Annotated in this window: 6 protein-coding genes; all 6 read left to right on the forward strand. The window is 40.8% G+C overall.

Annotated features, from left to right (window positions below):
* The first annotated feature begins 1 nt into the window (after position 1).
* Complete coding sequence (locus H8744_RS11420; protein WP_262434947.1) at positions 2-1,918, forward strand: RagB/SusD family nutrient uptake outer membrane protein; 1,917 nt, start codon at positions 2-4, stop codon at positions 1,916-1,918.
* Positions 1,919-2,034: 116 nt separating this feature from the next.
* The gene (locus H8744_RS11425; protein ID WP_262434948.1) at positions 2,035-4,356 is read left to right on the forward strand and encodes a beta-N-acetylhexosaminidase; all 2,322 of its coding nucleotides are present in this window, start codon (positions 2,035-2,037) and stop codon (positions 4,354-4,356) included.
* Positions 4,357-4,519: 163 nt separating this feature from the next.
* Positions 4,520-6,073 (forward strand): sulfatase family protein, encoded by a 1,554-nt coding sequence (locus H8744_RS11430; RefSeq protein WP_439649381.1) that lies wholly within the window; start codon positions 4,520-4,522, stop codon positions 6,071-6,073.
* A gap of 32 nt (positions 6,074-6,105) precedes the next feature.
* Positions 6,106-8,421, forward strand: coding sequence for a glycoside hydrolase family 20 protein (locus tag H8744_RS11435; protein ID WP_262434950.1), 2,316 nt, complete (start codon positions 6,106-6,108; stop codon positions 8,419-8,421).
* 18 nt (positions 8,422-8,439) lie between these two features.
* Positions 8,440-11,499 (forward strand): glycoside hydrolase family 2 TIM barrel-domain containing protein, encoded by a 3,060-nt coding sequence (locus tag H8744_RS11440; RefSeq protein WP_262434951.1) that lies wholly within the window; start codon positions 8,440-8,442, stop codon positions 11,497-11,499.
* Between the two features lie 11 nt (positions 11,500-11,510).
* A complete protein-coding gene (locus tag H8744_RS11445; RefSeq protein WP_262434952.1) occupies positions 11,511-13,145 on the forward strand; it encodes a sialidase family protein in 1,635 nt (544 codons plus the stop codon).
* Positions 13,146-13,156 lie beyond the last annotated feature (11 nt).

Raw genomic sequence — 13,156 nt, forward strand, 5'->3', positions numbered from 1 at the left:
TATGAAAAAATTAAATATAATTTATTTACTTCTAACACTGATTGTGTTCGGTTCTTGCTTGGATGAAGATCCGAAGTACACTACCAATTCGAAGGTGGTGTATAGCAGTGAACAATCAGCGCAGATGGCTTTGAACGGGATATATGGTCTGATGGCTGTACAAGGTTCTTTTGCGCAATTACTGCCTGAAATTAATACCGAAGCATCGGGATTGTGCTGGACATCTTATAATTTATCGGATAATCGCTGTCAGTATACTCGCGGAGTCATTCCAGTGGATAATGAGTTCAATGACTTGGTATGGGGGGCCCTTTATCAGGCAATTGCCAACTGCAATATTTTTATTAAAGCATGTGAAGATGGAGAGAGTGGTGAATGGAGTACGAAAGCTAATATGATAGCCCAAGCTAAATTTATGCGCGGTGTTTGTTATTATGCTCTTTATTCTTTCTATGGTGGAGTACCCTTGCGCTTGGAACCATCCAACCGAGAGAATCTGGCTATGGTTCGTGGCACTCGCCAACAGGTGATTGACCAGATTGTGAAAGACTGGACGGAAGCGGCTGGAGATCTTGACGAAACTTCCGAATTGGCGAGTAGCAAACCGACTGCACCCAGCAAATATTCGGCTTATGCTTATTTGACAAAACTCTATTGGGTGATGGGGTGTAATGCATGGGCTGCTGAAAGTGGCGATTATTGGGCTTCTAACACTCTAAAAAATAGTTGGCCGGAAATGCAGTCAAGTAAGACCTATTTCGATAAGGCCAAAGAATACGGAGAATTGGTTTTAACGAAAGGTGGTTTTGATCTTGAACCCGATTTCAATACTTTGTATAATGGGACACGACTTAACTTCTCAAAAGAGTTTGTTTTCGTAGTCGATGCAACTAAAAATACGACAGAGAATGTCGGATATAACTCTTTGCATTGGACATTTTCTCCACAAAACTGTTCACAAGGTGAAACTTGGGGACGTTCACAACCTAATAAATCTTTCTACGACTGGGCGCATGGTACTTATCAGGATGACCCTCGCCTGAAAGTGACATTTATATCTAAATGGATTAAATATGTAAACAAACAACCTTCGGATGAGATGATGATTGCCTATCCGTATGTAGGAAAAACAATTAATGATACGACATGGGTAGATTCTATAGTAAAACCGGGAAGACCGCCTATTAAAGTGCCGGTAGTTACTACCAGAAAAGTTTTGGTCGATTCCATAGATTATGTGAAGGGAAATTATGAAGATCCTACCAATCCTAAAGTTGAAGAATTAGACTCTTTGTTGCGTGTAACTTATTGCCAGACGAAAGGGCCGTCTGACTGGAATATTAATGATTGGCCTTATTTTGGTAAATACATGACGAATGATTGTTCCGGGCGTTATGCAAATAATAATCTGTATGTATATCGTTATGCTGATTTCTTGTTGTTGATGGCGGATGTTGAAAATGAATTAGGTGACAAGGGTACCGCTATTTCCTTAGTGAACAGAGTTCTTCAGCGTGCCCGTAATTCAGCTAAACCTGCATCTGTTTATCCGAAAGATTTGCCGGCTACAATGAGTCAGGAGGAAGTTAGAGAGTACATCTTCAATGAACGTCTGTTTGAATTGGCTGCTGAATTCGATGGATTTACTGATACGAGACGCAGAGGGATAGAATGGCGTAAGAAATTGCTGGAACGTAACAATAATCATCATATTACGGCCGCATGTTATCAATATGGATTGGATAATGAATACGCAGCACCTTGGCGTGAATATTGGTATCCGACAGATGATGGTAAGGAGGATTGGAATACCTATCTCGTACGAAACCAGTTGATTCCTATTCCTCGTATAGAAATGACCACGAATGATAAGATTACTATGGAGGATCAGAATCCTGGGTATGCCAATATCGATTAATTGAAATATTTTCTATTGATTGGAAAATATGTCTTATTTATTGTTTCACACATGATGAAGATCCATTATAAATTATTTGCAGGATCTTCATCATGTCAATAAAACTTTTTTAAACTATGAAGATACATATCAATACACTCGTTTTATTTTTATTATGCTGTTTAGTCGGAGGATGTACGGACAATAATACCCGATCTGTTGTTGTTCCGGTTATTCCGATACCTCAAAAGAGTGAAATAAGCCAAGGAATATTTAGCTTTTCTACGGCTACTAAGCTCTATAAGGACAAAGAATTTTCGGATGCCGTGGTTACCCAGTTTGCAGATAAGTTCAGCAAATCGGCAGGTTTGGTATTGCAAAGGGTAAATGAATCGTCCGAAGCTGATATTGTATTTTCAATTGATTCCGATATCCCTACCGAAGCTTATAAATTATCGATAGTTTCGGATAAAATCAATGTGATTGCATCGGATGACAGAGGTCTTTTTTATGCAATACAGACTATAAATCAATTATTACCTCCTGAGATTGACTCCCCTCAATTGGTGAAAAATATAAAGTGGACGATTCCCACATTAGAAATTGAAGATAAGCCACGTTTTGAATATCGTGGATTGATGTTAGACGTATCGCGTTATTTCGTGCCCAAAGAAACGGTACTGAAAATTATAAATGCAGCAGCGATGCTAAAAATAAATAAGTTACATTTTCATCTGGTAGATGATCAAGGATGGCGTTTGGAGATAAAAAAATATCCTAAACTGACAGAAGTGGGTGCTTGGAGAGTTTATCGTGACGAGCCATTCCCTTTACGTAAAAATCCCACGGGGCCTGGTGAGGCTACACCTGTAGGTGGATATTATACTCAGGAGGATATTAAAGAAATCGTAGCTTTTGCCGCTGACAGGCAGGTTGAAGTTATACCTGAGATAGAAATGCCGGCACATACCAATTCTTCTTTGGCAGCATATCCTCAGTTTGCTTGTTCTGTCATCGACCATTACATAGCAGTTTTGCCCGGAATGGGAGGACGTAATTCAAATGTAGTTTATTGTGCAGGTAATGATAGTGTCTATACCTTTTTAGAAGATGTTACGGATGAGGTGATGAGTTTGTTTCCCTCTAAATATATACATATCGGTGGAGATGAGGCTAATAAGGAAAGTTGGAAGAAGTGTCCGAAATGTCAGAGGCGGATGCGTGCGGAAGGATATACGGATGAAGAGGATTTGCAAGGTTATTTTATGAACCGTATTTGTAAATATATTCAAGGTAAAGGCAGGCAGGTGATCGGTTGGGATGAATGGACCAATAGTTGGGTACCTGATGATGCCGTTATTTTTGGGTGGCAAGGTTTAGGGGAAGCAGGTTATAAAGCAGCCCAACAAGGACACCGTTTTGTAATGACTCCATCGAACATATTATATTTGAATTATTATCAAGGCCCCCAGTGGTTTGAACCCAGAACTTACTTTGGCAACAATACATTAAAGAATGTATATGATTATGAACCTGTACAACCGGAATGGGATAAAGCTTCTGCGGAGAAATTAATGGGAGTCCAAGGTTCTATGTGGGCAGAGTTTATGGATAGTCCTAAAAGTGTGGAATATATGGTATTTCCTAGAATTGCAGCATTGGCAGATATTGCATGGGCACAAAAAGATATCAAGGATTGGCAGGGATTCCTGAATAGGTTGGATGTTTTATGTAGGCATTGGGAATATATGAACATTAATTATTCTCACTCTATGTATAATTTGGATCATTTAGTTCGCCCTGAACAAGGAAAACTTAAGGTCGCGTTGTCATGTATCAGGCCTGATGTCGAGATACGATATACAATGGATGATGCAGATCCGACTTCTTCATCTGTACTTTATAAAGATTCGGTTATGATTACCGGGGAAAATACGATCAGAGCTGCGGCATTCAAGGACGGTGAAAGGGTAGGGGAAGTCCTCACTCTGAATCTGGAATGGAATAAAGCTACTGCAAAGAAGGTTATTAATGATAATCCGAATGTATATATGCTTACTAATGGGGTTGAAGGTACGGATAAGCATACTGATTTCGAATGGTGTGGCTGGTATGATCAGGATGTATCTTTTGTACTGGATCTCGGGCAGAAGGAAGATTTTAATAAAATAGAAATCGGCCATGTTGTTAACTATGGGATGGGAGTACATTATCCTGCGTCTATCACGGTTTTGGTTTCAGATGATAATGTTGACTTCCATGAAATTGGTAAAAAAGAATATTCTAGGGATGAAATTTATAAATATGGAATTTTTAGGGATAAAATAGGATTCGAGCAATTGAATGCTGCCGGACGGTTTATACGTTTTGATATTGAAAGTCCGGGAAAAACGCCCGATTTCCATCATCGTGCCGGACAGGGAGCATGGCTCTATTTTGATGAAATAAAAGTGTTTTGAGTGCTGTAAAGTAAATAATTATACACCATAGATTGGTCAGATTGATTTGTAAAATGTATTATTAATATCAATAGGTGTTTTTTATAGATTTATACCAATCTATGGCGTAATTAGAAATTTAAATATAAAGAATATTGGAATGAACCGACCAGACTTAAAATTAATGTATCCTATTGCCGGAGTGGCAACTTTAGCTGTTGTGGGCTCCTGCCAGCAAGTAAAAAAGGAGGAGATAAAACCATTGAACATTGTTTATATAATGACCGATGATCATACGGCACAAATGATGAGTTGCTATGACACTCGTTATATGGAAACTCCCAATCTTGACCGGATTGCTAAGGACGGTGTACGTTTTACAAACAGCTTTGTGGCCAATTCATTAAGCGGACCCAGCCGTGCATGTATGATTACGGGTAAGCATAGTTGCGGAAATAAATTTTTCGATAATACGACATGCGTATTTGACAGTGCGCAGCAGACATTTCCGAAATTACTTCAAAAAGCAGGTTACCAGACAGCTTTGGTAGGTAAGTGGCACCTTGAGAGTTTGCCGTCAGGATTTGATTTCTGGGAAATAGTACCGGGACAGGGGGATTATTATAATCCGGATTTTATTACGCAAAACAATGATACGGTTCAGAAACATGGATATGTTACAAACATTATAACCGATGATGCAATCGATTGGATGGAAAATAAAAGGGATAAGGAGAAACCTTTCTGCCTTTTGATTCATCATAAAGCTATTCATCGCAATTGGATGGCAGACACATGTAATCTGGCTCTGTATGAAGATAAGACGTTCCCATTGCCTGATAACTTTTTTGATGATTACGAAGGCCGGCCGGCTGCTGCAGCGCAGGAGATGAGCGTTGTGAAAGATATGGATATGATTTACGACTTGAAGATGCTCCGTCCCGACAAGAACTCTCGTTTAAAATCTTTGTACGAAAAATTCCTTGGACGTATGGACGAAGGACAAAGGGCTGCCTGGGATGAGTTTTACGGTCCGGTGATTGATGATTTCTACAAACAGAAGCTGAAAGGAAAAGAATTGGCAAATTGGAAATTCCAACGTTATATGCGCGATTATATGAAGACGGTGAAATCATTGGATGATAATGTTGGCCGTGTACTCGATTATTTGGAGGAAAAAGGACTGTTGGACAATACATTGGTAGTCTATACTTCCGATCAGGGATTTTATATGGGTGAACATGGATGGTTTGACAAACGGTTTATGTATGAAGAGTCTATGCATACACCGTTGATAATGCGTTTGCCAAAAGATTTCGAGCGGAAAGGAGATATTACGGAAATGGTACAAAATATCGATTATGCTCCTACATTCCTTGAATTAGCGGGGGTAACGGTTCCTGAAGACATGCATGGCGTATCACTTCTTCCTTTGCTGAAAGGGGAACAACCGAAAGACTGGCGTAAGGCTTTGTATTATCATTTTTACGAATATCCTGCTGAACATATGGTGAAACGTCACTATGGTGTACGTACCGAACGTTATAAATTAATCCATTTCTATAATGACATAGATTGGTGGGAACTTTATGATCTTCAGACCGATCCTACTGAAATGCATAATCTGTATGGTCAGAAAGAATATGAATCTGTGGTAACGGAATTGAAAGATGAAATGTTGAAATTGCAAGAGCAATACAATGATCCGGTACGCTTTTCTCCGGAAAGAGATAAATAATAGTTGAAGAGCAGGATAAAACACACTATACCATGAAAAAATATATTTTATTGCTTGTTTGGCTATTAACCTCCTTGATAACGATGCAAGCGACTGACTTAACACACGACAGACTTTCCATCATTCCCTCCCCGGTACGGATAGTACCGGGTGATGGAGAGTTTTGTTTCTCTAAAAAAACAGTCTTTGTTGTTGAGAATAAGCGACAGGCGGAAATAGCGAGGTTTTTCACCGATTTGTTTACTTATGCTGGCGGATTTACTCCGGAATTGAAAATCGGAGATAAGAAAGGGGATGTTTATTTTGTTACAGATGCCTCTTTGAAAAGTGAAGCATATCGGTTGGAAGTTACTTCGCAAAAAATAACAGTGAAAGCCGCTGATGAACCAGGATTTTTTTATGCTCTACAGACACTCCGTCTGTTATTACCGCCAAGTATAGAAAATATGCATGAAGTTTCGGTTGTTTGGAATGTACCTGTTGTGACAATCGAAGATGAACCTAGATTCGGTTATCGTGGTTTGATGCTGGATGCAGCGCGTTTCTTTATTCCGAAAGAGAATGTGTTGCGAATCATTGACTGCATGGCAATGTTGAAGATTAATCGTTTGCATTTTCATTTGGTAGATGATAACGGTTGGCGGTTGGAAATTAAGAAATATCCACGATTGACAGAAGTCGGTGCTTGGAGAGTAGATCGGATGGGTTTACCTTTCCCTGACAGGAAAAATCCGAAACCGGGAGAGCCTACACCGATAGGAGGATTTTATACTCAGGAGGATATAAGGGAAATAGTGGCTTATGCCGGCCGTTGTCAGATAGAGGTTATTCCGGAAATAGAAATGCCGGCACATACAAATTCGTCGTTGGCTGCATACCCGAATTTAGCTTGTCCGGCCGTGAAAGAATTTATCGGAGTGCTTCCCGGATTGGGAGGGGATCATGCCGGGATTATATATTGTGCCGGAAATGATAGTGTATTTACTTTTCTTCAGGATGTAGTGGATGAAGTCATCGCCCTGTTCCCTTCACGTTATATTCATTTGGGAGGTGATGAAGCCAATAAGATCTATTGGGAGAAATGTCCATTATGTCAGGAACGTATGCGAAAAGAACATTTGGCGGATGAAGAGGCGTTGCAAGGTTATTTCATGGGGCGAATGGCTGCTTATGTTCGCGGTAAGGGAAAAGAAGTCATGGGATGGGATGAATTGACTAATAGTGTAATCCCAGAAAATACAATAATTTTTGGTTGGCAGGGATTTGGACATGCTGCTTTAAAAGCGGCTATGCAGGGTCATCGTTTCATAATGACACCTGCCCGTATCATGTATCTGATTCGTTATCAAGGACCGCAATGGTTTGAACCATTAACTTATTTCGGTAATAACACCCTGAAAGATGTATACGATTATGAGCCGGTACAGGAAGACTGGAAACCAGAATATGAATCGCTGTTGATGGGCGTTCAGGCCTCAATGTGGACTGAATTCTGTAACAAACCGGAAGATGTGGATTATCAGATATTCCCGCGTCTGGCAGCTTTGGCAGAGGTAGCTTGGATGAAGAAAGGTACGAAAAATTGGAATGACTTTTTGAAAGGGTTGGATGTTTATAATGAACACATTGCAACAAAAGGAATTGTTTATGCTCGTTCCATGTACAACATACAGCATACGGTGACTCCCGATCATGGAATATTAAAAGTGAAATTAGAATGTATACGGCCGGATGTTGAAATACGTTATTCTATGGATGGAAAGGAGCCTACTGTGACATCGGCATTGTATAAAGATATGATCATTTTGAGTAATTCGGCAGTGATAAAGGCTGCTACGTTTGCCGGCAGTAAGCAAATGGGAAAAACGTTGGTGCTACCGATTGAATGGAATAAAGCGACAGCCAAACCAATATTGAATATAGAATCGAATCAACAGTTATTGACTAACGGTGTACGTGGAAGTCTTAAACAGACGGATTTTGAATGGTGTTCATGGGCAAAGAACGATAGTGTATCCTTTACTGTCGATTTACTAAGAACGGAAGTATTGCATTCTCTTACTTTAGGCTGTATTACGAATTACGGGATGGCTGTTCATAAACCTGCCTTGATCCGGGTAGAAATTTCCGCTGATAATAAAGAGTTTGAAAAAGTGGGTGAGTTGCATTATACACTTGGACAAATATTCAGGGAGGGAACATTTATTGAAAATTGTAGAATGGACTTAAAGGGACATTCTGGAAGATACATACGTGTGGTGGCTAAAGGTCCGGGTGCATGTCCCGTTGATCATGTTCGCCCCGGACAGGAGTCCCGAATACTTTTTGATGAGATAATAGTTGAATAATACCTAAAAAACAGACTAATGAACAGAGCTTTGAAACAAACTTTTTTGATGATACTGGCTGTGCTGGTTATCGTTCCCGCTGCGGCACAAAAACAGCCTGAATGGCAAAGCCAGTATGCTATAGGGTTGAATAAGTTGACTCCTCACTCGTATGTATGGCCTTATGCCGATGCATCGGAAATCTCAGAGGGGAGATATGAACAATCTCCTTATTATATGAGCTTGAATGGTAAATGGAAATTCCACTGGGTGAAAAATCCCGATAAACGTCCGAAAGATTTCTATAAACTTTCTTTTTATACCGGAGGGTGGACTGATATCGATGTTCCGGGGAATTGGGAACGCCAAGGATATGGAACGGCAATTTACGTGAATGAAACGTATGAGTTTGATGATAAATTTTTCCATTTTAAGAAAAATCCTCCTTTCGTCCCTTATGAAGAGAATGAAGTTGGTTCATATCGGCGTACTTTTAAGATTCCTGCCGGATGGGAAGATCGGCGTGTGGTACTTTGTTGTGAAGGAGTGATTTCATTCTATTATGTTTGGGTGAATGGGGAGTTCATAGGATATAATCAAGGTTCTAAAACGCCTGCCGAATGGGACATCACAGACAAACTGACAAACGGTGAAAATACGGTTGCCCTTGAGGTATATCGTTGGAGTGCGGGATCTTATCTCGAATGTCAGGATATGTGGCGATTGAGTGGCATTGAAAGAGATGTCTATCTTTATAGCACTCCGAAACAGTACATTGCGGATTATAAAGTTACTTCCACGCTCGAAAAAGAACATTATAAGGATGGTGTTTTCGGGCTGGATGTAACGGTTGGAGGCGTAGCTGTAGGCAATTCTGCAGTGGCTTATGAGTTAAAGAATGATGCCGGAAAAACGATATTGAAAGGTGAACAAGGAATTCAATCCCGTGGATTGAGCAATTTTATCGAATTTGATGATCAGAAGATATCGGATGTGGAGAGGTGGAGTGCTGAACATCCGAATTTATATACGCTTGTCTTGGAACTGAAAGATGATGCCGGAAAAGTAACTGAATTAACCGGATGTAAAGTGGGGTTCCGTACGACTGAGGTTAAGGATGGACGTTTTTGCATTAATGGTGTACCTGTATTGGTTAAGGGGACGAATCGTCATGAACACTCTCAACTGGGACGTACGGTAAGTAGGGAATTGATGGAAGAGGATGTCCGGTTGATGAAACAAAATAATATCAATACGGTACGTAACTCACACTATCCCACACATCCTTATTGGTATCAACTTTGCGACCGTTATGGGCTTTATATGATTGATGAGGCGAATATCGAATCTCATGGTATGGGATACGGACCGGAATCAATCGCAAAAGACAGTACATGGCTACCGGCTCATATGGATCGTACCCAACGCATGTATGAACGTTCTAAAAATCATCCGGCAATCGTTATCTGGTCATTGGGAAATGAGGCTGGTAACGGAATAAACTTTGAACGTACGTATGATTGGTTGAAATCTGTAGAACAGAATCGTCCGGTGCAATATGAGCGTGCGGAAGAGAATTATAATACTGATATCTATTGTCGTATGTACCGGGATGTGGATGTGATAAAGGAATATGTGTCGCGAAAAGATATTTATCGCCCTTTTATCCTTTGTGAGTATCTTCATGCTATGGGAAATAGCTGTGGAGGAATGAAAGAATATTGGGAGGTGTTTGAGAATGAACCGATGGCGCAAGGCGGATGTATTTGGGATTGGGTAGATCAGTCATTTCGGGAGATAGATGCTAATGGAAAATGGTATTGGACGTATGGTGGTGATTATGGACCGAAAGATATTCCAAGTTTCGAGAACTTCTGCTGCAATGGCCTTGTTGATGCCGATCGTGTTCCGCATCCCCATCTAGCGGAAGTGAAGAAGATTTATCAGAATATAAAAAGCACGTTGGTTGATAACAAGAATTTAACGGTTCGCGTGAAGAATTGGTTCGATTTCTCGGATTTGGATGAATACATCCTGCATTGGAATGTCACAAGCGATAATGGGAAAGTATTGGCGGAAGGAACGAAAGAGGTGGCTTGCAAACCTCATGAGACTGTAGATTTGAGTTTTGGGAAAGTTAAATATCCGTCAGATATTAGGGAAGCTTATCTTAATCTGACTTGGAACCGCAAGGAAGCTACGCCATTGGTAACTTCCGGTTGGGAGGTTGCTTACGACCAGTTTATTATTCCGGTGTCAAAGAATAATAAAGCTTATAAACCAATAAAAGCCGGTGAAACAACGTTTATTGTTAATAAGATGACAGGTGCATTGGAGTCGGTCTGTCTGGATGGTGAGGAACTGTTGGCAAGTCCGGTAACATTGAGTTTGTTCCGTCCGGCAACGGATAATGACAATCGCGACAAGAATGGAGCGAAACTATGGAGGCAAGCCGGATTGGATAATCTTGTACAAAAAGTTGTATCTTTGAAGGAAGGTAAAACAACGATAGCCCAGATAGAGGTGATGAATACTAATGGTGAAAAAGTGGGAGATGCCCGTTTTAGCTATGCATTAGGTAGTGATGGTGCGATAAAAGTGAAAACTACATTTAAGCCGGATACAATTTTGGTAAAATCGATGGCTCGCCTCGGTCTGACATTCCGGATGAATGATGTATACAGTAATGTGTCTTATTTGGGACGGGGCGATAACGAAACTTATGCGGATCGCAACCAATCCGGAAAGATCGGTTTATATCAGACTACTCCCGAACGGATGTTTCATTATTATGTTACTCCTCAATCGACCGGTAATCGTACGGATACCCGTTGGATGAAACTTACCGATGATACAGGAAGAGGATGCTTTTTTGAATCGAATCGTCCGTTCCAGTTTAGTGTAATTCCATTCTCGGATGTATTATTAGAGAAAGCGCGTCATATTAATGAACTGGAGTCGGATGGAAAAGTGACAATTCATCTGGATGCCGAACAAGCTGGTGTAGGAACGGCTACTTGCGGTCCGGGTGTAAAACCTGCTTATCTGGTTCCATTGACAGAATGCACGTTTGAGTTTGTTATTCACCCTGTGAAATAAATCTATTTGGTATGAAAATTAATCTTTATCGGGGGACTTGGTTCCTGTTTTTCACTTTTCATTTGTTGGCTGTTTCGGCTCAAACTTTGACTCAGGAGATGGTAGATGTTCGTTTGAGTCAAGTAAAAAATAAGACCGGGCGTGGTAACCGAAATGAGCCTATACTGAAGTTGACTGTGACGACGGATGGAAAATCACCTGTAACCTATACTAATATTCGTTTGAATATGAAAGGAACCACCTCTATCGAGGATATTACCGGAATAAAGATTTATACTACGGGTGATGTGGATATCTTTGACCCCGCGCAAGCCAATACTTATCTTAAATTGGGAGAGTGTAAACCGATGAATGGTGATTTTGATTGTCGTTTGAACGGAGAACAATCCATGACTACTCAATATTTGTGGATAACGTATGACATTTCGGAATATGCTATGGAAGGGCATTTAGCCGATGCGGAAGTATTGTCATTGTCGACTACCGGAGGAATTTTTGATTTGTCGGAAACGACAGTTGAAGGAGCCCGTGAAATACTATTGTCCTGTAAGCGCATTTATGCACCGGGAGAGAAAGGTTCTAAAAGCTATCGCATTCCTGCTATAATCACTGCTAAAGATGGTTCTTTGGTCATTGCAACAGATAGACGAAAAGATAATTCTACCGATCTGCCGGAAGATATCGATGTCATTGTAAACCGGAGTACGGATGGTGGCAAGACGTGGTCGGATGCCATTACCATTGCACGTGGTACAGGCAGATATCAAGGTTACGGGGATGCAGCGTTAGCACGTACGCAAGAAGAAGGTGGGCTTATCTGCATTTTTGTAGGGGGAACCGGTTTCTTTGAGTCTACTTCCGAGGTTTCTAACCGTACCTATATCTGTAAGAGTAGTGATAACGGACAGACTTGGACTGAACCGAAAGACATTACTGACCAGCTATTCGGGAAGGGATGCTCTGATTCGGTACGGTATGACTGGCATGGCTCTTTTTGCGCTTCCGGTGCTGGCTTGCTTGGATGCGATGGAACTGTTTATTTTGTGTTTGCCGTCAGGGAAACAGCCGCCAGAGGTATAGCCGATATTTCTAATTATGTTTATTATTCCAGAGATAATGGAGAAACATGGCATGTCTCTTCCTGCGTGAAGCAGGATAATGGTAATGAGGCGAAAATAGTGGAATTGAATGACGGCACTTTGCTGGTAAGTATCCGTAATCAGCATAAGGGACCGCGTTACTATGCTACTTCGAAAGACAAGGGACAGAGTTGGAGTGGAATAGAGGAGTGGCCTGAAATGGTGGAACCAGGATGTGACGGTGATATAATCTATTATACATCCATAAAGGAAGGTTATGACAAGAATCGTATGCTGCATAGCGTTCCGGCCCATCCTTCAAAACGCGAGAATGTGAGTGTATATCTTAGTTATGATGAAGGTAAGACTTGGCCGGTTGTAAAATCGATTTGTCCGGTCGGTTCGGCTTATTCGTCTTTATGTATCTTGGAAGACGGTACAATTGGCGCTTATGTTGAAGTGGAAGACGGGTTGGGTTATTATTCAATGTATTTTGTTAATTTCTCGTTGGATTGGTTGACGGATGGGGCAGACCACTTTATAGCTAATTCAGCTCGGGAAGAATAAAAAGAAATAAT

The sequence above is a fragment of the Jilunia laotingensis genome, from assembly GCF_014385165.1.
In the GTDB taxonomy this organism is placed as follows: Bacteria; Bacteroidota; Bacteroidia; order Bacteroidales; family Bacteroidaceae; genus Bacteroides; species Bacteroides laotingensis.

What these genes read in the sequence shown, in the direction of transcription:
- H8744_RS11420 (WP_262434947.1), top strand. Translation starts at nt 2, where the DNA reads ATGAAAAAATTAAATATAATTTATTTACTTCTAACACTGATTGTGTTC.
- H8744_RS11425 (WP_262434948.1), top strand. Translation starts at nt 2,035, where the DNA reads ATGAAGATACATATCAATACACTCGTTTTATTTTTATTATGCTGTTTA.
- H8744_RS11430 (WP_439649381.1), top strand. Translation starts at nt 4,520, where the DNA reads ATGTATCCTATTGCCGGAGTGGCAACTTTAGCTGTTGTGGGCTCCTGC.
- H8744_RS11435 (WP_262434950.1), top strand. Translation starts at nt 6,106, where the DNA reads ATGAAAAAATATATTTTATTGCTTGTTTGGCTATTAACCTCCTTGATA.
- H8744_RS11440 (WP_262434951.1), top strand. Translation starts at nt 8,440, where the DNA reads ATGAACAGAGCTTTGAAACAAACTTTTTTGATGATACTGGCTGTGCTG.
- H8744_RS11445 (WP_262434952.1), top strand. Translation starts at nt 11,511, where the DNA reads ATGAAAATTAATCTTTATCGGGGGACTTGGTTCCTGTTTTTCACTTTT.